Origin of the sequence: Flavobacterium sp. PL12 (assembly GCF_039123485.1) — a bacterium.
Lineage (GTDB): Bacteria > Bacteroidota > Bacteroidia > Flavobacteriales > Flavobacteriaceae > Flavobacterium > Flavobacterium weaverense.
In genome coordinates, this window is sequence record NZ_JBANDI010000019.1 from 35,337 (window position 1) to 58,241 (window position 22,905).

The following is a 22,905-nucleotide window of genomic DNA, read 5'->3' on the forward strand; positions in this document are numbered from 1 at the left end:
ATTATACTAATTTGGAAGTAATATAAGAGAATCCAGTAAAATATATTAAATCAAATATAATATTTATTTTAAACTTCTTGTGTTTGCTAAGTTTGCACCGCTGATTTTATTATTGGTTTTTCAGGTAAAATTAGTTTTTCAAGGTTAAAATTGGTTTTAATAACTTAATTAAGGGTAATTTTTATTTACTAGAATAGAAGTAGTAAAATTAATTAATAAAAATTTAGTGCCAAAAACAATTAGAACCAGAAGCAAAGAGAAATAATTAAAGAATATTTAAAGCAAGAGCAGAGATCTTAAATAAACTAGTTTTTACGCCTCCCGCAAATAAACTGAAATCTTCTTCTGTAAGTTTGTTAATAATCAGGTATATATACGTGTAAATAATCGTGTTAAAATCATTTATATTTGGTAGGTTTGATCACTAACAAATTGCATAATTTACTATGGCTTTAAGCTGGAACGAAATAAAAGACCGAGCACTTGGATTTTCGAAAGAATGGAAAGACACTATTAACGAGGAAGCCGATGCAAAATCCTTCTTAGATGCTTTTTTTGACGTATTTGGGATTACTCGCAAAAAAATAGGAACATTTGAACATCGAGTAAAAAAACTATCAGATGCTGATGGTTATATTGATTTACTTTGGAAAGGTACTATTTTAGTTGAAATGAAAAGTCGTGGCAAAAATCTTGACAAAGCTTTTCAACAAGCCATTGATTATACGCATGGATTAAAACAAAATGAACTACCAAAGTATGTCTTGGTTTGCGACTTCCATATTTTCCGATTATATGATACCGAAGATCAAACAACAGTACAATTTACTTTAGATGAATTAGTTCAAAACGTTCAAAGTTTTGGCTATTTATTGGGCTACCAAAAAAAGACCTTTAAAGAACAAGATCCCGCTAATATAAAAGCAGCGGAGTTAATGGGGAAATTGCACGACCGTTTAGAAGAAATTGGTTATGAAGGACATCCGCTAGAAGTTTATCTAGTCCGATTATTGTTTTGTTTGTTTGCCGAAGACACTACCATATTTAACAAACAACAATTACAAGATTTTATTGAAAATAGGACTGCAGAAGATGGAAGCGATTTGGCTTCAAAAATGCAAGAACTATTTCAGGTTTTAAATACTCCAAAAGACAAACGTTTTAAAAATTTAGACGAGCAATTAAACGATTTCCCTTACGTTAACGGTAAATTGTTTGAAGAGATTCTACCAATGGCGAGTTTTGACAGTAAAATGCGCAAAGCCTTGCTAGATTGCTGTTATATCGATTGGAGCAAAATATCGCCAGCTATTTTTGGTTCGATGTTTCAAAGTGTTATGAATCCTAAAGAAAGACGCAATTTAGGAGCACATTACACTAGTGAAAGCAATATTTTAAAACTAATTAAACCTTTGTTTCTTGATGAACTTTGGGAAGAATTTGAAAACATAAAAGGCAACAAAAACAAATTACCAGAATTTCATAAAAAGTTAAGCAAGCTAAAATTCTTAGATCCTGCCTGTGGTTGCGGAAACTTTTTAGTCATCACATATCGAGAATTACGCTTATTAGAACTGGAAGTTTTACGAGCCACTTACAAATCAGGACAAGGAGTATTGGATATTAGCGACATTATTTGGTTGGATGTTGACATGATGTATGGTATTGAATACGAAGAATTCCCTGCACGTATTGCCGAAGTAGCGATGTGGTTAATTGATCACCAAATGAACATGCTAATTAGTAATGAGTTTGGGCAATATTTCGCTCGTTTACCTTTGAAAAAATCGGCTAAAATTGTGCATGGGAATGCTTTAAGAGTAGATTGGAATAGTCTAGATGACAAAAGGACAATGGATATAAGTGCAGATGTGACTAATATTTTTGAAGTTAATGAGATAAAAGAAAACTATGAGGTTTTGAATATTTATTCCAAAAAAGTACACATTAATCCTATAAATCAAAATCCTACATCTAGTAGTAATTTAAGTAAATATGATTACATCATCGGGAATCCTCCTTTTATTGGTAAAAAAGAACAAAATAGTTGTCAAAAAAGCGATGTCGAAATTATTTTTAAAGGAATAAAAGGTTCAGGAGTTATGGACTATGTTGCTTGCTGGTATGTAAAAGCTGCTCAGTTAATTCAAAACACTAATACAAAGGTTGCCTTTGTTTCTACAAATTCAATTTCACAAGGAGAGCAAGTTAATATTTTGTGGAATTTATTATTCAATTATTATAAAGTTAAAATCCATTTTGCTCATCAAACATTTTCTTGGAGAAATGAAGCCAAAGGTAATGCTGCGGTCCATTGTGTGATAATTGGTTTTGCAAATTTTGATGTTTCTCTTAAAAGATTATATGAATATGAAAATATTAAAGCAGAACCACATGAGATAAAAGTTAAAAATATTAACCCTTATTTAGTTGAAGGGAAAGACATATTTATAACCAGTAGAAGAAATTCTATATGTAATGTTCCCGAAATAAATTACGGGAGTTTTGCTTTAGATAATGGAAATTATACATTGTCAGAAGATGAAAAACAAAATATTATTAAAATTAATAGCGACTCTGAAAAATTAATAAGACCGTTTATTGGTGGAAGAGAATTATTGCATTCTGAAAAAAGATATTGTTTGTGGTTATTAGATAGTATGCCCAATGATTTAAAAAAGAATTCTTTAATAATAGAAAAAATTAATGCAGTTAAGTATTGGAGATCAAATAGTGATAGAATCACAACAAAAAGACTTGCTGAAACCCCAACAATTTTTGCAGAAATAAGACAACCAAAAAGTAATTATTTAGCCTTTCCAACAGTTTCTTCAGAAAATAGAAAATACATTCCAATCGGTTTTTTAAATCCTAATGTAATAGCTTCGAATCAACTTTATATAATTCCTAATGCAAGTCTATTTCATTTTGGAATATTAACTTCTATCATGCACATGGCATGGGTTAAGTTCGTATGTGGGAGACTTAAAAGTGATTACAGATATTCTTCAAGTATTGTTTATAACAACTATCCTTGGCCAGAAAATCCAACAGAAAATCAAATAAAAATTATTGAAGAGAAAGCTCAGAATGTTTTAGATGTGAGAGCTAGTTTTCCTAGCAGTTCCTTGGCAGATTTATACAGTCCGTTAACGATGCCACCGGCTTTAGTTAAAGCACATAATGAGTTAGACAAAGCCGTTGATGCAGCTTACAGCAAACAAGCTTTTACAAGTGAAGCCAAACGTATGGAGTTTTTGTTTGAGTTGTATGAGAAATATACGGCTGGGTTATTTGTGAAGGAGAAGAAAAACAAAAAGAAATAAACAAAGGAACTACTTTAATTTTCAACTAATAAAAAACCCTGTAAATCAATTGATTACAGGGTTTTTTTGTGGAGTCGCCGAGAATCGAACTCGGGTCCAAACAAGCAACTAAAAAGCTTTCTACACGTTTATTTCCTGATTGAATTTTCGATAGTGTGCTAGGCCAGAAACAGCCACACGCTACTTATCTTCTTAATTTCGAAATCCACCCGAAGCTCATGGAAATCTAGGTTTATTTTTACGGTTCCCCTAAATTGACCGCCACAAACCAAGGCTTTCAAGGAGAATCCAGCTTTCCTATCTGATAGGAACGTGGCTTAATCGTACTATAATTCGGATTATGCAGCTAAAGCGTAGTTATTTTCGCCGTGTAAAATGTTAAGATCTTAGATTTACGAGCAAGGTCTCAATGCTCGACGTGCTTACTAATCAATTCGACTTGCTGTCAAAACCAGTCGACCCCTTTTTTATTTCAAAACTGAAATGCAAATTTTGAGTGTGCAAATATAAGCATTTAAAATCTAATTAATAATCAGTAGTTCAAAAACCATTCCTTTTTTATTCGTCTTTTAATTTGAAAGGATAATCGCCAAACAATGGCGCTAATTTTCTAATGTCATACGTTTTTCTTGTGAATTTATTCGAAAGAGCGATAATAGTGACACCTTCCTTTGGCAACGTTATATAAGATGACGTATTTCCATGCCACCATCCGTTATGGAAGTAGAAATTTTGTCCTGTTTCCCAGTTTACCATTCGAATACCAAGTCCGTAATTTTTGGTTCCTTTTCGTTCATTACTATAGGGAGTGTACACCATCGCATTCAACTCCGGTGTTAAAAAGTTAGGGCTGTTTCTAGCTCTATCAAATTTCAACAAATCTCTAGGCGTAGAATAGATGTTCTTATCTCCATAAACCGCATCTAAATAATCTGTGCCTATTTCCACTTTATTCGCTTTATATGAGGTAACAGCGGTGTCTTTATCTCTTTTATAATTGAATACGTACGTGTTTTTCATTCCTAAAGGCTCAAAAATAATTTGCTTCATTGCTGTTTCGTACGGCAGCTTTGTAATTTTTTCAATCACTAAAGCGAGCATAGCATAATTAGTATTACAATAGCTGAAGCGAGTATCTGTTTTGAACTCAAGACCGATATTCTTTGTGGCCATGATATTCAAAATATCCTGATTGGTTAAAATATCACGTCGATTCCAAACTGTTTTATCACGGTCTGTAAAATAGGCGTAGTTACGCATTCCACTTCTATGATTCAGTAATGTTTTTATAGTAACTTCAGGATAAGGAAAATCTTTTAAAATGGTATTGACTTTCTGATCTAATTCTATTTTTTTAGCGTTAATTAATTTTAGAATCGCCGTAGCTGTAATCACTTTACCTACTGACGCAACATGTATTGGAGTTGACTTGGTAATTAAAGTTTTAGCTCTAAAATTAGAGAATCCTTCATATTTCTCATAAATAATCTGTCCGTCTTTTGCGACTAAAAAACCTCCATTTGCGCTATTATTAGGCCAATTTTTTTTGTAAAAAGAATCAATTTCCTGTTTTTTTGCTTCAATGTAATCTGCCGTTAGTTTATTCTGTGATTTTCCTAAAGGCCTCATTTTAGGCATTGTACTCTTTGGAAGTTCGCTATCACTCAATTCAACTTTCTTTTTGTCTTGTGCGCAAGAACTAAAAACTAAAAAGAGGAGCGATATATGTAGTATATTTGTTTTTTTTATGAAATTCATTTTTGTAGTGCTAGAAAAGCAAATATATAGAATCAATGCCTTTTGATTCATTGTTTTTTTAAACCTTAACACTATTTTATCAGTAGATTTGTTACGGTTTTTCTGTATCATTTTGTCAGTCAGCGGGTAATAGATTGCAATCCATCAATTTTATTTAGAAAATAAATAGTGTTTAGTATATAATGTTATATTTGTAACAAACGAATACTATAAAGTTATATTACATTAATTTTAAAGCCCTTGATACCATGAAATTTGGAATTATTAAAGAAAGAAAAAATCCACCCGATAGAAGAGTTATATTTTCTCCAAACGAATTAACACTTTTAAAGCAGAAATACCAACAAGTTAGTGTGAAAGTAGAAACTTCAGATATTAGAATATTTGAAGATGCTCAATATATAAATTTAGGTATTGACGTGGTTGACGATGTTAGTGATTGCGATATTTTATTTGGTGTAAAAGAGGTTCCAATAGAAAATTTAATTGCTAATAAATCCTATTTCTTCTTTTCACATACAATAAAAAAACAGCCGTATAATAGAAATTTATTAAAAGCTGTTTTAGAGAAAAACATTGATTTATATGACTATGAAACAATCGTTGACGCTGATAACCGCAGACTAATAGGTTTCGGGCGATATGCAGGTATTGTGGGAGCTTATAACGGTATTCGCGCATTCGGAATCAAATTTGAATTGTTTAAATTGCCAAAAGCGGAAACATTAGCTGGTAAAGAAGCTCTGATAAGTCATTTAAAGCGAATTGTGCTACCACCTTTAAAATTTGTAATTACAGGTACTGGAAAAGTTGGTAATGGAGCTAAAGAAGTTTTAGATGCCATTAAAATTAAAGAAGTTTCTGTTGAAAATTATTTAACTAAGAATTATACCCAAGCTGTCTATACTCAAATTGACGTTTTAGAATATAATAAGCGCAAAGATGGTCAGGTTTTAGACTTTACTGATTTTTATCAAAACCCAAAGGAATATGACTCGGATTTTGAGAAGTTTACTAAAGTAACTGATATTTATATTACCGGCCATTTTTATGGTAATGATGCTCCCGTTATACTTACAAGAGAAATGCTTAAAGCAAATGACTGTAAAATAAAAGTCGTTGCTGACGTTTCATGTGATGTGAACGGTCCCATTGCATGTACGTTGAGGTCTTCGACTATTGCAGAACCTTTATATGGATATTTGCCGGAAGAGAATATAGAAGTTGACGTTTTTCATCCTGCAGCAATTGTTGTTATGGCAGTAGATAATTTGCCTTGTGAATTGCCTAAAGATGCCAGTGAAGGATTTGGGGAAATGTTTTTAGAGCATGTAATCCCCGCCTTTTTTAACGATGATAAAGATGGAATTCTAAATAGAGCCAAAATTACTGAAAAAGGAAAATTGACTGAAAGATTTAGCTATTTACAAGATTATGTAGATGGTAAATAAATTACTTTTATAACACAAAAACTAAACCTGCACTTTATAATTGCAGGTTTTTTTATGCTTATTCTAGAAGGTTTCAAGCATCAAAACATTAATTACGTTTGTTTTAGAAGGAATTCACTAACTTGAGTTTGAAAGGAATTGACTTGCGGAATTCACCGAGTTTTTTTATGAATGCAAAAGATCTCATTTGTATACACAAACATTACAAATCTCTTAACACCACTTAATTTCAAGGCTGATTCTAAAAGCGTAATTTTGCACCAAATAAGAAATGATAATGAAAAAGAATATTCCCATATCGATTTTAGAGTTAGCAATAATTACCCAAGATAGTGACGCCAAGCAAACATTTGAAAAAACTAAAGCGCTGGCACAATTAGCAGACAACTTAGGTTATAAAAGATTTTGGTTAGCTGAACACCATAATATGGCTCATGTGGCTAGTACCGCGACCGTTGTTCTTATTGGTTACATTGCCAGTCAGACTAAAACTATTCGCGTTGGTTCTGGTGGTATTATGTTACCTAATCACGCGCCACTAATTGTAGCGGAACAATTTGGGACACTTGAGATTTTATATCCTAATCGTATTGACTTAGGCTTAGGACGAGCACCTGGGACTGACGGATTGACGGCACAAGCAATTAGGAAAGATTTTTACGAGCAATCGCAACGTTTTCCGCAAAATGTTGCTACTTTACAAGATTTTTTCTCTGCAGATAATGCTGCTGCAAATGTGAGAGCGTTTCCTGCTGAAGGGACGAATGTTCCTATTTGGATTTTAGGTTCGAGTATGGATAGTGCGGCTTTGGCTGCAGCCAATGGGTTACCGTATGCTTTTGCTGGTCACTTTGCACCGAAACAAATGTACCAAGCTTTCCAATTTTATCGCGACAATTTTGAACCTTCAAAGTATTTAGATAAACCGAAAACAATGGCCTGTGTAAACGCTGTCGTAGCAGATACAGATGAGGAAGCAGAAATCCTTTCGACTAGTTTGACAATGATGTTTCTAAATTTAATTCGCAATGATAGGAAACCTTTGCAACCGCCTGTTAATTCTTTGGACGGAATTATGTCAGAAGAAGAACATTTTCATGTAAAGCAAATGACTGCTTGTTCGTTTATCGGTAGTAAAAGCAAGGTAGAAGCAGAGCTGAGACAATTTATAGACTATACTAAAGTGGACGAATTGATGATGACGAGCCCACTTTATGACCACGATTTGAAGTTGAAAAGTGTTCAGCTAATGAAAGAGGTTATTGATTCATTATAATTAGAAATCGGAATAAAATATTTGTATGTTATTACTTGTCTTCTAAACAGAATCGCATTCTAATTATATTTTTTTGATCGAATCAGTAATCTAAGGTTTGATTTTTATCGTAATTTTGAATTTTAAACATAATTATTTTTGAGAACCTCAATACATAAATCGATCGGTAATTCAAAACTGTTTAAGAAACAGTTATTGACTTGGTCACAGCAATTTCGCGAAATCATTTATTTAGATAGCAATGATTATCCTCAAGAATATTCAAGCTACGATTGTATAATTGCAGTTGATGCTTTTACCTCGATTAAAACAGATTTTAACAACGCTTTTGATGATTTAAAACAGTACCAACAAATTACCAAAGATTGGCTTTTTGGTTATCTGTCGTATGATTTAAAAAACAATACTGAAGTTTTAGTTTCTAAAAATTATGACGGATTAGATTTTCCCGATTTATTTTTCTTCCAACCTAAGAAACTCTTTTTTTTAAAGGGTAATGATGTCGAAATTCAATATCTTAATTTTTGTGACGATGAGGTCGAGGAGGATTTTGAAGAAATATGTTCGGGTGATGATTTCCAAGAAGTATTGGATGAAAAACTTCTTATTCAGCAACGAATTGCCAAAGAAGATTATCTTACCAAGGTTTCAAAAGTTTTAGAACACATTCATCGAGGAGATATTTATGAAGCTAACTTCTGTATGGAGTTTTTTGCTGAAAATGCATGTATTAATCCTACCGAAAAGTTCTTAAAGCTTAACGAAATATCAAAACCGCCATTTGCTGTTTTTTTTAAGAACAATAAACATTTTTTACTTTCTGCCACGCCAGAGCGTTATTTAAGAAAAGAAGGAGAAAGTATAATTTCGCAGCCCATAAAGGGAACATCAAAACGGTACTCAGATTCGATCGAAGATGAAAAATCTAAAAATGACTTAATTTCAGATCCTAAAGAACGTTCTGAAAATATCATGATTACTGATCTTGTACGTAACGATTTATCAAAAACAGCACAAAAAGGAAGCGTAAAGGTTACAGAGTTGTGTGGTATTTATTCCTTTTTGCAAGTACACCAAATGATTACTACTATAACTTCTAAGTTGGATGCGCAGTACGCTGCAGTTGATGTGATCAAAACTACTTTTCCAATGGGAAGTATGACTGGCGCTCCGAAGATTGAGGCTATGAAAATTATTGAAGAGCTGGAAGAAACTAAACGTGGATTGTACAGCGGTGCCGTAGGTTATTTTACGCCAAATGGTGATTTCGATTTTAACGTAGTTATTCGTAGTATTTTATATAATCAAGAAAAAAAATATGTTTCGTTTTCTGTGGGTAGTGCTATTACATCGCAATCTGTTCCAGAAAAAGAGTATGAAGAGTGTTTGCTTAAAGCAAAAGCAATGCGAGAAGTCTTGTTAGGATAAATGAAATACTTTGAAAATTAGACACGAATTGCACGAATTAACACAAATAGTGTTGTCTTATTATTCCACGAATCTCTGTAGAAATAGAAATACATAGTGTGATTTTTTTTACAATTACTGAAAGTAAAAATCACATTTTTTTTAGGCATTAAAACTTAACTAAACTTAATTTCCTTAATGGTTTAAAAAAGATTAATTGTTGCGATTACATTTATAATTCATAGTTTCAATTAAAATCAATTAAATTTGAAAATGTTACAAAAATTCCAAAATCATTTGAGTCATAATTTTCAGTTTTTAACTGGTAAAAAACTATTGCTTGCCACAAGTGGCGGTATTGACAGTATGGTTATGCTTTCCTTATTTCAGCAATTAGATTACGAAATCGCTATTGCACATTGCAATTTTCAATTGCGTGGTGTAGATAGTTTTAGTGATCAAAATTTTGTTAAAGATTACGCTACTGAAAATGACATACCAGTATTTATAACTCAATTTGATACAACTGCTTTCGCAGAGGATTACAAAGTTTCTACGCAAGTTGCAGCGCGGGAATTGCGTTACAATTGGTTTTATGAATTGGCAGAAACAGAAGATTACGATTATATTTTGACAGCGCATCATGCGGATGATAATTTGGAGACTTTTTTGATAAATTTATCACGTGGAACGGGCTTAGATGGATTAACGGGGATACCGGAACAAAATGAGAAAGTAGTTCGTCCACTATTGGCGTTTAGCCAGAAAGAATTGGAAGATTATGCTGAATTGCACAAGATACAATGGCGTGAAGATAGCAGCAATTCTTCAGATAAATACCTTCGGAATAAAATTAGGCACCATCTTGTTCCGATGTTAAAAGAACTAAATCCTAATTTTCTATCTTCGTTTATCACAACACAATCGTATTTGCAAGATGCAAAGGACATGGTTGAAGATGCGACGATAATGGTGTATCAACAAGTGGCTAGTCAAGAGGATGATAAAATAACTTTTGATTTAAAAAAGCTATTAAAACTTCCAAATTATAAGTCTTATTTATATCAATGGCTGAATGAATTTGGATTTTCAGCCTGGGAAGATATCTATGACTTGGTTAACAGTCAGTCAGGGAAATTTGTATACGCACCAGAATATAGATTGTTAAAAGATCGCGAAACTTTAATCTTAAGTCCTTTCGATTACGTAAATAAAAAAGAAGAGTTTTTGATCACCGCAGACCAGAAAGTAGTTAATGTTCCCTTAAATATGACTTTTTCGCCAGCAGCTGAGAGGACTATCGTTTCAAATAAAACTATATTTGTCGATTCAGATATATTGGATTATCCACTTGTATTACGACGGTGGAATGAAGGTGATCAATTTCAACCTTTTGGAATGGATGGTAAGTCAAAAAAATTAAGTAAATTTTTCAAGGATGAAAAATTATCCTTGTTGGAAAAGGAAAAAACTTGGCTTTTATGTTCAAATGACAACATTGTTTGGGTAATTGGTTTACGTCAGGATGAACGGTTTAAAATTAAAAATACAACTAAGAATATAATTAAAATAGAATTGGACTAATGAAGAAAATATTATTTTTACTTATTGCTTTTTTGGCTTTTGCCAATGTAAATGCACAGATTTTAGATCCTGCAAAATGGACTACGAAAATCGAAAAAAAATCGGATACTAATTACGTTTTGATATTTGATACGGTTATAGAAAACGATTGGCATTTATACTCTCAAACTACTCCAGATGGTGGGCCACTTCCTTTAGAAATCACTTTTAAAAATCAAAAAGGGAATTTTAATTTAGTTGGAAAGGCGGTGGAAAGCAAAACTAGAACTGCTTATAATGATATATTCGAAGTCAATGAAAAGTTCTTTGAAAAGAAAGGACAAGTGAGACAAGAGATTTCGATCACGAATCCAAATTTGACTGAAATTAAAGTCGATTTTAATTACCAAGTTTGTAAAGAGGTTTGCATCAACGTAGAGAAAAATTTCACTTTTAAAATTCCTGCTTCTGCAAAAAGTATTGTAGTTGTTCCAGCAGATATTACAACTGTAGTTCCACCAGATACTGCAGTAGTTGATACAGTTGCTCAAGGTTCAGAAGTGACAACTGCTTCAGCAGTGACAACTGAAAAAGTTCCAGTTTTGGATGATAAAAAATCAGAAAAGAAAGGACTATGGTCTATTTTCTTTATCGCTTTTCTTTCAGGATTTGCCGCATTGCTTACACCTTGCGTGTTCCCAATGATTCCTATGACTGTTAGTTTTTTTACAAAACAAAGTAAAACAAAAGCGAAAGGAATTCGTAACGCCATTATTTACGGAATTTCAATAATAGGGATTTATCTTATTTTAGGACTTGTAGTAACTTGGATTTTTGGTGCTGACGCTTTGAATGCGTTGTCTACTAATGTATGGTTCAATGTTATTTTCTTTATAATTTTAGTAACGTTTGCTGCTTCGTTCTTAGGCGCATTTGAAATTATGTTGCCTAATTCATGGGCGAATAAAGTAGATAGTCAAGCAGATAGAGGAGGAATAATAGGAATTCTATTCATGGCTTTAGCTTTAGCAATTGTATCTTTTTCATGTACAGGACCTATTGTAGGAACACTATTAGTTGAAGCAGCTTCCAAAGGTGGAATTGCACCTATTGTAGGTATGTTTGGATTCTCATTGGCTCTAGCCTTACCATTTATGTTATTTGCAATGTTCCCAGGTTGGTTAAACTCATTACCTAAATCAGGTGGATGGTTGAATACAGTTAAAGTAGTTTTAGGATTTTTAGAATTAGCTTTAGCTTTCAAATTTTTATCGAATGCTGATTTAGTTTTACAATTGCATTTCTTAGAAAGAGAAGTTTTTCTAGCGATTTGGATTGCGATTTTCGGAACATTAGCGTTCTATTTATTTGGAAAAATTACATTGCCACACGATAGTCCGATGCCACATATATCTGTAGGAAGATTATCATTTGGATTAGTGGTTTTAGCATTTACTATTTATTTAATTCCAGGACTTTGGGGAGCACCATTAAAAGTGATTTCAGGTTTTCCACCACCAATGACTTATAGTGAAAGTCCTTATGGAGTGGGAGGTTCAAAAGGAGGTTCAGCTGCAACAGCTCAAGTGCTGCCAGAAGGAGCACATTTAGGACCTCACGACTTAGTTGCTTTTGACGATTACGATAAAGGAGTTGCTTACGCAAAATCGATTAACAAACCGATCTTACTTGACTTTACAGGTTTTGCTTGTGTGAACTGTAGAAAAATGGAAGATTACGTTTGGTCTGATACTGAAATTCTTAAGATCTTACAAGGTGAGGTAGTTTTGATTTCGTTATATGTAGATGATAAAAAAGATTTACCTAAAAACGAACAATACGTTTCTAAAGAAACTGGTAAAGAAATTACAAGTATAGGAAATAAATGGAGTGATTTCCAAATCACTAAATTTAAAGCCAATGCGCAACCCTATTATATAATATTAGATACGGATGGTAATATGCTTTCTGATAAACCAGAGAGCTACAATTCAAACATTGAATCTTATAAAGGATGGTTAAGAGAAGGAATTGATCGTTTTAAAAAGGCCGAATAGGCCTTTTTTTTATACACTAAGAATTGTAAATACAACTGCGTATTTATAAGCCAAAGTTATATTTTATTTATATTTTACAAACATGATAATGATGTTCAAGAAACTTGTTGGAATAGAGCCGTTAGAGTTGATCCCTTCGGCAAATAAAGAATTAGAATCTTTTGCAGAGATTGTCATTTTGCATGAAAACCAACCTGCAGATTCAGCCGAAATTGTCGCACGAATTGGTGATGCAGATGCGGTTTTATTAAGTTTTAGAAGTACATTGGGAAAAGAAATTTTAGAACAATGTCCGAATCTCAAGTATATTGGAATGTGTTGCTCGTTGTACACGCCAGAAAGCGCTAACGTCGACATTAACTATGCTAATTCTCGAGGTATTACAGTTAAAGGTGTACTTGATTATGGAGACGAAGGTGTTGTTGAATATGTAGTCAGCGAATTAGTACGCTGTTTACATGGTTTTGGAACTACCTCAGACGGAAAACCAAGGAAAGCTTGGAGTATTGTTCCAAGGGAAATTACTGGCTTAAAAGTGGGTATTGTAGGTTTAGGAAAATCGGGAGGAATGGTTGCTGATGCACTTCGATTTTTTGGTGCAGAAATCTCCTATTTCGCTCGCAGCGAAAAAGAAGACGCTAAAACGAAAGGCTATTCTTTTTTACCTTTACAACAATTACTGGCTGAAAACGAAGTTATCATTTGTTGTTTGAATAAAAATACTGTCTTATTGCATGAAGCTGAATTTAAAGCTTTGGGAAATAGCAAAATCTTATTCAATACTGGACTTTCTCCCGCTTGGGATTTGACAGCTTTTGAAAGTTGGATTCAGGATGATAATCTCGTTTACACAGATACATTAGGAGCTTTAGGAATTGAAAGTTTACTAAAATATACAAATGTCAATTGTATGCAAATATCATCTGGTAGAACGCAACAAGCATTTGTACGCTTAAGCGAAAAAGTATTGGCTAATTTAACTGCATTTTCTAAAAAGCAATAGGTGAAACAATGTTCCGAAGTGTATTTACAACGCTCCAACCTGCAATTTGCGCGTTTTTGCTGTAAATATCTATTACGGCGTGAATATGTTCGCTCTTTATTTCGATAAGGTGATCATCACCTATAAAATCTGGCACAGAGTTTATAGAAACTTTTACGTTTTCAGGGCCCACTGACGCTAATGAAGCAGCAACCGCAACATTAACGCGCGTTGGGAAAAGAGCGATAGCTTCTTTTGCATCTCCCGTAAACACTTCGCGCTTCACCGTTTGCAAAGAATCATCATAAACACTTGTATTTTTTAAAGAATTTGGGCCTTTTTCAGTTCGAAAAGTAACCTCACAATCTTCCATTAGTGCAACAGTTCTCATCACGTCAAAACCACCAATAGCTCCTGAAGCTAAATGCACACGAGTGTTATTTTCTAAAGCAGTTTCCTGAACCAGTTTGTAGAAATCCGCATCAGCAAGTGCCCCAATAGATAAAGTAACTAATGATGATCCATTTTTTAAAGCTGGAATCGCTATCTCACGAAATGCGGTTGGAGAAGCCGTCTCGACAATATAATCAGGTTTAAGTTGCTGAATTTCTTCAAAACTTTGGCAGGGTTTACAAATATATCCGGTTTCGCTACGATCTACTTTATTTGCAATTTCAACTGCTTTTTCAAAAGATCTTGAGAAGCATCCAACCAATTTAAAATTTGGCAGCAGTCCTTTTAATGAGGCGTCAAGAATAATATGAGCCAGTTTTCCACAACCGACAATGGCAAATGTGTATGTTTTCATTTATTCAAGTTTAATGATTTGGATTGATGATTTTTCAATTTTATTAAGTAATTCAAATCCTAAATTAATTTTTTAATTGATGTAGATAATCATAAAGTAAAAACAATAATAAAATCAAGCTCTCTTATTTAAAAAACTACTCAATAGTTTTCTCAATATAATCAGAATTTAAGAGATATAATGCTCCCATATATCTTATTTTAAAAGCGACTAAATCACCAATCTTATATTTCTTTTTTGATTCAGAGATGTCAATAACTAACATGTCAGAACTAGCATCAACAATTGATATATCAGCGTCATCAGATTCAATATATTGCGGTTGCATGTCTAATAGACCAATGTCTAATATTGCTCTCAACGAAGTAACTCCTAAATCATCTACATCGTTCATCGAAAAAGAATTACCAGCTACATTTTCTCCTAATTCACCAGTTGGTGTTTTTGGCTTCTCTGTTATTTCGATTATTTCAGCATATAATTTAAATACATCATTATGCATTCCTTCAATCGTGTCTCCAGTAAACAAGTCTTTTCCAAAAAATAGTGCTTCTCCTATTCGAAAATGATTCACAGCCATGGGACGAGCATTTTTTAATATCAATGGAATTGCTACTGAAGTTCCACCCGAAACATAGGGAATGCTTATATTAAATTTCGCCTCGATTAACTGCTTGTAAAGACTTAGTTGAATCAGTTTGTCCTGAGTTGGCATCACGCCACTTAAACAATTTAAATTTGTTCCAATACCTGAAATTTCGATATTTGGCATTTTTAATATTGTGCCGTAAAAAGCTATTAGTTCTTCGCCCATGACACCTTCACGTAAATCACCCATTTCGATCATGATGATTACTTTATGCACTTTGTTTTGCTTCACCGCTTCATCTGAAAGGAGTTGGATTGTATAAATTTCAGTATTAAAACTGATGTCAGCGTATCTAACAATACTTTCTATACTTCTTTTAGCTGGTGGTTTGATATAGACTGTTTGTATTCCTGGGTCTAAAGCTTTTACTTTTCTTAAATTACTGACTCTTGAGTCATGAATTTCTCTTACGCCCAGTGCTATTATTTCTTTTAAATATATTTTATTTCCACATAAAAGTTTGGAAACAACGCCCCATTCAATATTTCTTGATTTGAAAATATTGTCTAAGAAGGCATAATTCTCTTCCAATTTTTTTCTGTATAATTTTATAAAGGCCATTATTCTTTAATTTTTCTTGGAATTGCTGTTGAAATCCGTGTTAATAATTCGTAGTTGAGTTGGTTACTGAAATCACTGAATGAAGCAACCGAAACTGCTAGTGTTTTTTGAGTACCAATTAATACTACTTCATCTTCTTTTTTTGCTACATCAACATCAGTAACATCGACGGTCATCATATTCATATTTACTGATCCTACGACGGTACATCGCTGTCCGTGTATGAGCACGCGGCCTTGATTACTTAAAGACCGACTGTAACCGTGGCAGTACCCAATAGGTATTACAGCAATTTTCATATTACGCTTAGCCATGAAACTTGTTCCATAACCAATGAAGTCACCCATTTTTACATTTTTCACACTCATGATGTTGCTTTTCCAACTGATAACACGATGTAAAGGATCGATTTTATTTTTTTTAGAATGTAAGTACGTTACAAATACTTCTGGGCTTGGCCACATTCCATATTGCATTATTCCTATTCGAACTAAATCCATTCTTGTTTCGGGAAACATAATTGATGCAGCAGAACAAGCAGAATGCTTAATCTCAGGTTTCAAATCATTGTTACAAAACACTTCATATATTTCTTCAAATTTCTTTATTTGATTACTAACTCTGTAATAATTAGCAACGCTTTCGGCTCCCGCGTAGTGCGTACAAAGTCCTTTTAGATATAGATGTTCTTTCTCTTTTTTAAGGATCGAAAGAACAGAAATTAAATCTTTTTTATCAAAGCCAGTCCTGTTCATTCCCGTTTCCACTTCGATATGGATGACCGCTTTTTTATTTATTTTCTTTGAAATTTTTATGGCTTGGTTGAGTCGGCTTTTGTCAAAAACGAAAAATTCGACATTGTTTTCAATAACCCACTGCATATCTTGATCAGTGACTAAACCCATAACCATAATGGTAACTTTGTCCTGCAATGCCTCTTTTAATGCTTTTGCTTCCTGAACATCAAAAACAGAGAAGTGATTGATTCCACAGTTAAAAGCTATAGTCGTAAATTCGGCTATACCGTGACCGTATGCATTTCCTTTGACAACAGAGGACACGGTGACATTCTTTCCAAAAGTTTTCTTTAAAAAGTCGACATTTTTTTGATAAGCTGTTTCACTCAGCTCTATTATTGAATTAGTATGCATCTGTAATTTGTTTGCTGATTTGATAAAACATTGACACTCCAGTTTGTGTAATTTCATCTGGAAAATCGTAATCAGGATTGTGTAGGGCAGGCGTATCAACTCCAGATCCAAGTCCGAACATCGCTCCAGTATAATGTTGTGTCAATAAACCGAAATCTTCACCCCAAGTAAAAGGATGCTCCTTCTCGATCAAATCAAATGAATTATAATTTGCAGCGGCTCTGATTAGTTCTACAGCCTCTTTATTATTAGTGTTTGCCTTAAAACTTTGAGTCCATTTAACTTTACATTTTAAATGGTGTTTTTTAGCGAGTGATTTAGCTAGTTTTTCTAAAGTGTTTTCTATTTCTTCCATACGTAAATTACTATCACTTCGTACCGTAAAATGTATTTCTCCTGCACCTGCAGAAACACCGTATGCTTTTTTACCTAATTTGCTATAAATCGGCGTAATCAAACAGTAATTTTCACTTGAAATATCACTTTGAATCAATTCGTTAAATGCAGTCGTAATAGCAGCGATTGCTAAGGCTGGATTAACACCTTTTTCAGGTTCACCTGCGTGCGCTGTTTTTCCTTTCAATATAATAATAATACTATTTACTGCACAGGAAAATGCGTGATCTTTAACTACGATTTGGTGCATTTTATAACCAGGTAAATTATGGAGAGCAAAAACATAATCAGGTTTTAAAATTTGAAAACGTTTATCTTCCAATACTTTTTTTGCACCACTACCGTCTTCTTCAGCAGGTTGAAACAATAAAATAACGTTGCCAAATTCCGGTCTGTCTTTATGCAGTTTTTGTGCTAATGCACATAAAACTGCCATGTGACCATCGTGGCCGCATTTATGAGAAACTCCTTTAAAGATTGATTTATGCTGAAATGTGTTTATCTCATCAATAGGTAATGCATCTAGTTCACATCTAAAAAGCACCGTTTTTCCTGCGTTTTTACCCTTATAAGTTGCTAAAATTCCAGTAGTTCCTACTTCAGTTAATATGTCATCTGGTGGATAATTTTCTAAGAAAGAAAAAATACGCTGCGCTGTAGTAAATTCGTTTCCTGAAACTTCAGGATGTTGATGTAACTCTTTGCGTAAAATTGTAAGTGCGTTTAAATTTTCCATATGGATTTATTTGATGAGACGCATTTCTAGGTATTTATTAGTAAAACCTAATTTTTCGTATAGTTTTTTAGCTGGATTATCGGGTTCCACATGTAATGCGATATTCCCCTCAGCAATAGAAATTGCCTTTTCCATTAATTTTTTCCCATACCCTTTTCCACGTTGCGTATTATCTACAGCGATATAAACTAAAATGTTCTCAGGTATAAAATCTTTCATTCCTGTATTATTTAAGATTACAACACCTACAATCTTTTGATCGTCGATTCCCACAATGATATTTCCTCCCTTGCTAGGATTCATAACATAGTCTATACATTTTTTTATATCTTCAACTGTATCTCCGTACTGCTCTAAATGTGCATATAAAAAGAGTGCGATTATTGGGTTTGTATAAATGACGTCTTCTCCGGTGGTATCGTTGATTTGTTTGAATTCCATTTTATTGCGTATTTTACTTTTTAATTAGATGCAAATGATCAATCATCTTCTCGTGAGAAAATTGATTTATGCTACTTATTAGTGATTATTAATTAGCCTGAATATGGAATTTTTCCAAAGGCAAAAGATGCAGTGACTGCAAATTGAAAGATGTTTTTTTTCAGAGACTATTCCGAAATAAGCAATCTTAGTTTTGTATTTTATTTATGCTAAATGAGCATTCGAAAACAACAAAACATAACTTGGTATTTTACAAAGATAAGCTAAAATGAAGGAAAAAGAGCTATAAAACCCAGATTTTAGTTTGTTTTCTGACTTTTCTGCAAAGTTTTGTTTCAAATTTCTCTAGTAAGTGATAAATTAATTTAGTTGAAGAAGATTCTTTATCGAGTCTTTTAGTTACGGCCGAATTAGAGAAAGATCGTAAAGTGTTTGCCAACATTTGACACTTATAAATATGTAATTAGTATTTTATTATTGAATAAAGTTAAAATCATTTTATTAGAATGTTTGATCATATTAATCCAAAACTAAATCCATCATTGTTAAAGAAATAAGGTGCTATAATTTTCAATTTCGCTGATATTTTTTACCTTTAAACTCTATATTAATTGAAACAGAATTTATGAAAAAACTACTAAGTCTTAGCCTATTGTTTTTTGGTGTATTTGTTTTTGCTCAAAACAGTACAAGCAATTACGTCGCGGATAATTACACTAAAAAAGAAGTGCACATCAAGATGCGTGATGGTGTTGAACTATTTAGTGCTATTTACTCTCCGAAAGATGTTAGCAAAAAGTATCCTATCATTATGCAAAGAACGCCTTACAACTCTGGTCCTTATGGAGAAGGGCGGTTAAAAAGAGGCATATCGCCTAGTGAAACAATGATGAAAGAAGGTTACATTGTCGTATATCAAGATGTGCGAGGAAGATACATGAGTGATGGATTATATGATAACATGCGTGGCTTTATTCCAAGTAAAAAAGGTAAAAACGAAATTGATGAAGCGTCAGATACTTATGATACTATTGATTGGCTCGTTAAAAATGTAGCAAATAATAATGGTAATGTTGGGACTTGGGGAATTTCTTATCCTGGTTTCTATGCGACGTATTCCTTATTGAGTAATCATCCAGCATTGAAAGCTGTTTCGCCTCAAGCATCTATTTCAGATTTCTTTTTTGATGATTTTCATCACAATGGTGCTTATTTATTGAGTTATTGGAAAGTTACACCTTTGTTTGGTCCTCAAAAAACTAAGCGTACAACTGAATCTTGGTTCAAGTTTCCAGAAATAGGAACTAATGATGATTACCAATTCTTTTTAGATGCTGGTCCATTATCAAATTTAGATAAGTTTTATGGGAAAGACAATGAATTTTGGCAACAGCTAAAAGATCATTCTAGTTATGATGATTTTTGGCAGAAACGCGGAATTCTTCAACATTTAAAAAATATAAAACCAGCTGTCATGACCGTAGGAGGTTGGTTTGATGCCGAAGATTTATACGGTCCACTAAATACTTATTCAACAATCGAAAAAACAAGCAAGAATTACAATACGTTAGTGATGGGTCCATGGAGTCACGGAGATTGGGCAAGAAATTCAGCTAAACAGGTTATAGGTAATATTAATTTTGGTGATAGTATTTCTAATTTTTATCAAAAAAACATAGAAGCTAATTTCTTTCGTCATTTCTTGAAAAATAATGGTAAGGGAGAAAATAAATTACCTGAAGCTTATGTTTTTGACTCTGGTTCGAAAGAATGGAAAACCTACGATGCTTGGCCTCCAAAAAATAGTGTGAAGCAAGATTTCTTTTTGCAAGAAAATCAATTGACTACAATGGCAAAGCGAAACATCTCGTTTGAAGAATTTGTAAGTGATCCAAAGAAACCGGTGCCGTATTCAGAGGACATTAAGCAACAAGGAATGACCCCACGAAAATACATGACAGATGATCAACGATTTGCTGCCAGACGTCCTGATGTAATCGTTTTTGAAACTGATGTTTTAACAGATGATACAACTTTAGCAGGTTCGATTTTAGCAAAGCTTCAAGTTTCAACTACGGGAACAGATGCCGACTGGATTGTGAAAGTTATAGATGTTTTTCCAAATGATGAACCAGAAACTAAAGAGGTTAGTCCCTATTTAAAAATGAGCAACTATCATATGATGGTAAGAAGTGAAGTGATGAGAGGTCGTTTTAGAAATAGTTTTATAAAACCGGAAGCATTTGTTCCAAATGAAAAAACTGAAGTTAACGTGAAATTACAAGATGTATTTCACACTTTCAAAAAAGGTCATAAAATCCAGATTCAAGTTCAAAGTACTTGGTTTCCATTGATAGATTTAAATCCACAGACTTTCGTCGAAAATATTTTTTATGCTAAACCAGAGGATTTCAAAAAACAAACGCACAGAATATACAACGATTCAAAAATTGAATTTACAGTTTTAAAGTAAACTAGAGTTTGTTCTAATCAAAAAGCACCAATTGTAATAATTACAGTTGGTGCTTTTTTTGTTATGGATTTTAGGCCTTTTTTACTTTAAAGTATGTTGACTTAAAATCTGGTATACTTCGTTAATGTTATTACCACTTTTTCCGAATTGTTTCACAATTGGAGCATTGTCATGGTTCAGCCAAATTTTTAGCTCAGCATCCATATCTAAAATTCCTGCACTCTCTTTCGAAAATTTCTTAATGCTCGAGTAGGGAATAGACATGTATTCTACTTTAGTGCCCACCAACTGCTTTTCAGCCAGAATTAATCTTTTATTTGTAAAGATAAACATATCTCTAATTAGCTTATAAGCCTTTTCAATAATTTCTCCATCTATAAGGAGTGGTTCAAATTCGCTAGCAACATTTTGAGTATTAACCTCTGATGCGTTCCCTAATATGGCATTAAATAGTCCCATGTGATATTTTTATTTTTGATTATACTTCGCTTTGTACTTATCATTCAGTTTTGTTTGATGCGTTTCTAAACTGATCATTCTACCTTGAATAAAAGCATTAGTCAATTTATTTGTACGCATGTCTAGCGCATCTCCTTCTGATATGAAAAGCGTTGCGTCTTTTCCTTGCTCTAAGGTACCACATTGCGCATCAATTCCTAAGATTTTTGCAGTATTTGAAGTTATTAATTTTAAAGCTTCTTCTTTTTCCATGCCGTAAGCAGCACAAGTACCCGCTAAAAATGGTAAGTTTCTAGTATTCATTCTCTCATGAGAACCACTATTTTCTAAACCTACTAAAACGCCTTTATCAGTTAATAATTTGGCCGCTTTGTATGGTAAATCAATATCATGATCTTCGTTCAAAGGCATGTCATGAACACGTCGCAGTAAAACTCCAACATTATTTTTTTGTAATAATTCTGCCGTTTTGTGTGCTTCGTAGCCACCTACAATTACCATCTTTTTAATATCATTCTCTTTTGCAAATTGAACAGCGTCTGTAATTTGCTTTTCTTCATTGGCATTGATATATAAAGTCTGAGTACCATCAAATAAACCTTTAGTAGATTCTAAAACTAAATTTCTATCTTTTGAAGAAGCTCCTAAATAGGCTTTAGCGCTTGTTAAAAAAGCAGCTAATTCTGAGATTTGCTTCGAGTATTCTTTGTTTGCTTCTATTCCTCCTGGTTCAAACCATGAACCGCTTCTTCTAAAAGTAGATGGAAAGTTCACATGAATACCATCATTCTCTTTTATGATAGCATCATTCCAATGCCATGCATCTAATTGAACGATTGAAGAAGTTCCCGCAATTCTACCACCACGAGGCGTTATTTGCGCCATTAAAATTCCGTTTGGTCTAACTGTCTCAATTACTTTAGAATCGGCAGTGTAAGCGATTATACTACGTACATGAGGTTTCATCATTCCAATTTCGCCTTCGTCGTTAGATGATTTTACAGCGTCTATTTCAACCAAACCTAAAGTAGAATTAGGAGCTATAAATCCTGGATAGACATGTTTTCCACCGGCTTCAATTGTTATGTCATAAGCATCCTTAGCTAAACGAATTACGCTAGCGTCAGCTACTAAATTTATTTTTCCATCCACAAATCCTATAGCGCTGTTTTCTATAATTTGACCGTTTCCTAAATGCGCGGTTGCATTGAGAATCAGTATAGATTTAGATTGTTTAGCAGCGGGTATTTGTTGTGCATTGGTCACTATCGATGCGCCAAAGACTAATAGTAAGAGATATATTTTTTTATTCATCATGTTTGTTTTTTAAAATTGCTTTAATTATTTAAAAGCACTTCTTTTGAAATTTAGAATGTAATAACGATCAAATTTATAGTAGTAAAAACCACTA

16 protein-coding genes and 1 other RNA gene are annotated in these 22,905 nt (G+C 33.2%); 8 read left to right on the top strand and 9 right to left on the bottom strand.

All coding sequences use genetic code 11. The annotated features are described in order from the left end of the window. The first annotated feature begins 446 nt into the window (after positions 1–446). A complete protein-coding gene (locus RCH19_RS10000; RefSeq protein ID WP_343023100.1) occupies positions 447–3,326 on the top strand; it encodes a DNA methyltransferase in 2,880 nt (959 codons plus the stop codon). A 66-nt stretch (positions 3,327–3,392) separates the two neighbouring features. On the opposite strand, the gene ssrA is transcribed toward RCH19_RS10000, so the two are convergent. Together ssrA and RCH19_RS10010 are read right to left on the bottom strand one after the other, a co-directional pair. Continuing rightward, positions 3,393–3,789: a transfer-messenger RNA gene (gene ssrA, locus RCH19_RS10005) on the bottom strand. A 95-nt stretch (positions 3,790–3,884) separates the two neighbouring features. After that, positions 3,885–5,084, bottom strand: a complete 1,200-nt coding sequence (locus RCH19_RS10010) for a serine hydrolase domain-containing protein (protein ID WP_343023101.1) — start codon at positions 5,082–5,084, stop codon at positions 3,885–3,887. 248 nt (positions 5,085–5,332) lie between these two features. Here RCH19_RS10010 and RCH19_RS10015 point away from each other — a divergent pair, with 248 nt between their 5' ends. From RCH19_RS10015 to RCH19_RS10040, 6 genes are all read left to right on the top strand, one after another. Then, positions 5,333–6,535, top strand: coding sequence for an NAD(P)-dependent oxidoreductase (locus RCH19_RS10015; protein ID WP_343023102.1), 1,203 nt, complete (start codon positions 5,333–5,335; stop codon positions 6,533–6,535). 277 nt (positions 6,536–6,812) lie between these two features. Further along, entirely contained in the window at positions 6,813–7,811 is a 999-nt protein-coding gene (locus tag RCH19_RS10020; RefSeq protein ID WP_343023103.1) for an LLM class flavin-dependent oxidoreductase, read from the top strand. A 138-nt stretch (positions 7,812–7,949) separates the two neighbouring features. After that, on the top strand, positions 7,950–9,239 hold the full coding sequence (locus RCH19_RS10025) for an anthranilate synthase component I family protein (protein ID WP_343023104.1): 1,290 nt from the start codon (positions 7,950–7,952) through the stop codon (positions 9,237–9,239). A 252-nt stretch (positions 9,240–9,491) separates the two neighbouring features. Then, on the top strand, positions 9,492–10,802 hold the full coding sequence (gene tilS / locus RCH19_RS10030; protein ID WP_343023105.1) for a tRNA lysidine(34) synthetase TilS: 1,311 nt from the start codon (positions 9,492–9,494) through the stop codon (positions 10,800–10,802). After that, positions 10,802–12,838 (top strand): cytochrome c biogenesis protein CcdA, encoded by a 2,037-nt coding sequence (locus RCH19_RS10035; RefSeq protein WP_343023106.1) that lies wholly within the window; start codon positions 10,802–10,804, stop codon positions 12,836–12,838. The genes tilS and RCH19_RS10035 overlap by 1 nt, the downstream gene beginning before the upstream one ends. Before the next feature lie 88 nt (positions 12,839–12,926). Further along, positions 12,927–13,841: an NAD(P)-dependent oxidoreductase gene (locus tag RCH19_RS10040; RefSeq protein WP_245980962.1), complete on the top strand. Its 915-nt coding sequence runs from the start codon at positions 12,927–12,929 to the stop codon at positions 13,839–13,841. Here the strand turns inward: RCH19_RS10040 and RCH19_RS10045 are convergent. The 5 genes from RCH19_RS10045 to RCH19_RS10065 all read right to left on the bottom strand — a co-directional run bounded on the left by RCH19_RS10045 (position 13,828) and on the right by RCH19_RS10065 (position 18,562). Continuing rightward, the gene (locus tag RCH19_RS10045) at positions 13,828–14,628 is read right to left on the bottom strand and encodes an aspartate dehydrogenase domain-containing protein (protein ID WP_343023107.1); all 801 of its coding nucleotides are present in this window, start codon (positions 14,626–14,628) and stop codon (positions 13,828–13,830) included. The two genes, RCH19_RS10040 and RCH19_RS10045, sit on opposite strands and share 14 nt — an antisense overlap. 136 nt (positions 14,629–14,764) lie before the next feature. Then, positions 14,765–15,838: an alanine/ornithine racemase family PLP-dependent enzyme gene (locus RCH19_RS10050; RefSeq protein ID WP_121926484.1), complete on the bottom strand. Its 1,074-nt coding sequence runs from the start codon at positions 15,836–15,838 to the stop codon at positions 14,765–14,767. After that, entirely contained in the window at positions 15,838–16,989 is a 1,152-nt protein-coding gene (alr, locus tag RCH19_RS10055; RefSeq protein ID WP_343023108.1) for an alanine racemase, read from the bottom strand. The genes RCH19_RS10050 and alr overlap by 1 nt, the downstream gene beginning before the upstream one ends. Continuing rightward, positions 16,979–18,121 carry an amidohydrolase gene (locus RCH19_RS10060; RefSeq protein WP_343023109.1) on the bottom strand — a complete coding sequence of 381 codons (1,143 nt, stop codon included), beginning with the start codon at positions 18,119–18,121 and terminating at the stop codon, positions 16,979–16,981. Before RCH19_RS10060 ends, alr begins: the two co-directional genes overlap by 11 nt. A 6-nt stretch (positions 18,122–18,127) precedes the next feature. Beyond that, entirely contained in the window at positions 18,128–18,562 is a 435-nt protein-coding gene (locus RCH19_RS10065) for a GNAT family N-acetyltransferase (RefSeq protein ID WP_343023110.1), read from the bottom strand. 625 nt (positions 18,563–19,187) lie between these two features. Here RCH19_RS10065 and RCH19_RS10070 point away from each other — a divergent pair. After that, positions 19,188–21,035 carry a CocE/NonD family hydrolase gene (locus tag RCH19_RS10070; protein ID WP_343023111.1) on the top strand — a complete coding sequence of 616 codons (1,848 nt, stop codon included), beginning with the start codon at positions 19,188–19,190 and terminating at the stop codon, positions 21,033–21,035. A gap of 81 nt (positions 21,036–21,116) precedes the next feature. On the opposite strand, the gene RCH19_RS10075 is transcribed toward RCH19_RS10070, so the two are convergent. Beyond that, positions 21,117–21,494, bottom strand: a complete 378-nt coding sequence (locus tag RCH19_RS10075; RefSeq protein ID WP_121926489.1) for a PH domain-containing protein — start codon at positions 21,492–21,494, stop codon at positions 21,117–21,119. 9 nt (positions 21,495–21,503) lie between these two features. Beyond that, on the bottom strand, positions 21,504–22,811 hold the full coding sequence (locus RCH19_RS10080; RefSeq protein WP_343023112.1) for an amidohydrolase family protein: 1,308 nt from the start codon (positions 22,809–22,811) through the stop codon (positions 21,504–21,506). Between the last annotated feature and the right edge of the window lie 94 nt (positions 22,812–22,905).

Excerpts from the sequence above, each read along its gene's own strand:
- RCH19_RS10000 (WP_343023100.1), top strand. The coding sequence starts at position 447 with ATGGCTTTAAGCTGGAACGAAATAAAAGACCGAGCACTTGGATTTTCG.
- RCH19_RS10010 (WP_343023101.1), bottom strand. The coding sequence starts at position 5,084 with ATGAATTTCATAAAAAAAACAAATATACTACATATATCGCTCCTCTTT.
- RCH19_RS10015 (WP_343023102.1), top strand. The coding sequence starts at position 5,333 with ATGAAATTTGGAATTATTAAAGAAAGAAAAAATCCACCCGATAGAAGA.
- RCH19_RS10020 (WP_343023103.1), top strand. The coding sequence starts at position 6,813 with ATGAAAAAGAATATTCCCATATCGATTTTAGAGTTAGCAATAATTACC.
- tilS (WP_343023105.1), top strand. The coding sequence starts at position 9,492 with ATGTTACAAAAATTCCAAAATCATTTGAGTCATAATTTTCAGTTTTTA.
- RCH19_RS10035 (WP_343023106.1), top strand. The coding sequence starts at position 10,802 with ATGAAGAAAATATTATTTTTACTTATTGCTTTTTTGGCTTTTGCCAAT.
- RCH19_RS10040 (WP_245980962.1), top strand. The coding sequence starts at position 12,927 with ATGATGTTCAAGAAACTTGTTGGAATAGAGCCGTTAGAGTTGATCCCT.
- RCH19_RS10045 (WP_343023107.1), bottom strand. The coding sequence starts at position 14,628 with ATGAAAACATACACATTTGCCATTGTCGGTTGTGGAAAACTGGCTCAT.
- RCH19_RS10050 (WP_121926484.1), bottom strand. The coding sequence starts at position 15,838 with ATGGCCTTTATAAAATTATACAGAAAAAAATTGGAAGAGAATTATGCC.
- alr (WP_343023108.1), bottom strand. The coding sequence starts at position 16,989 with ATGCATACTAATTCAATAATAGAGCTGAGTGAAACAGCTTATCAAAAA.
- RCH19_RS10060 (WP_343023109.1), bottom strand. The coding sequence starts at position 18,121 with ATGGAAAATTTAAACGCACTTACAATTTTACGCAAAGAGTTACATCAA.
- RCH19_RS10065 (WP_343023110.1), bottom strand. The coding sequence starts at position 18,562 with ATGGAATTCAAACAAATCAACGATACCACCGGAGAAGACGTCATTTAT.
- RCH19_RS10070 (WP_343023111.1), top strand. The coding sequence starts at position 19,188 with ATGAAAAAACTACTAAGTCTTAGCCTATTGTTTTTTGGTGTATTTGTT.
- RCH19_RS10075 (WP_121926489.1), bottom strand. The coding sequence starts at position 21,494 with ATGGGACTATTTAATGCCATATTAGGGAACGCATCAGAGGTTAATACT.
- RCH19_RS10080 (WP_343023112.1), bottom strand. The coding sequence starts at position 22,811 with ATGATGAATAAAAAAATATATCTCTTACTATTAGTCTTTGGCGCATCG.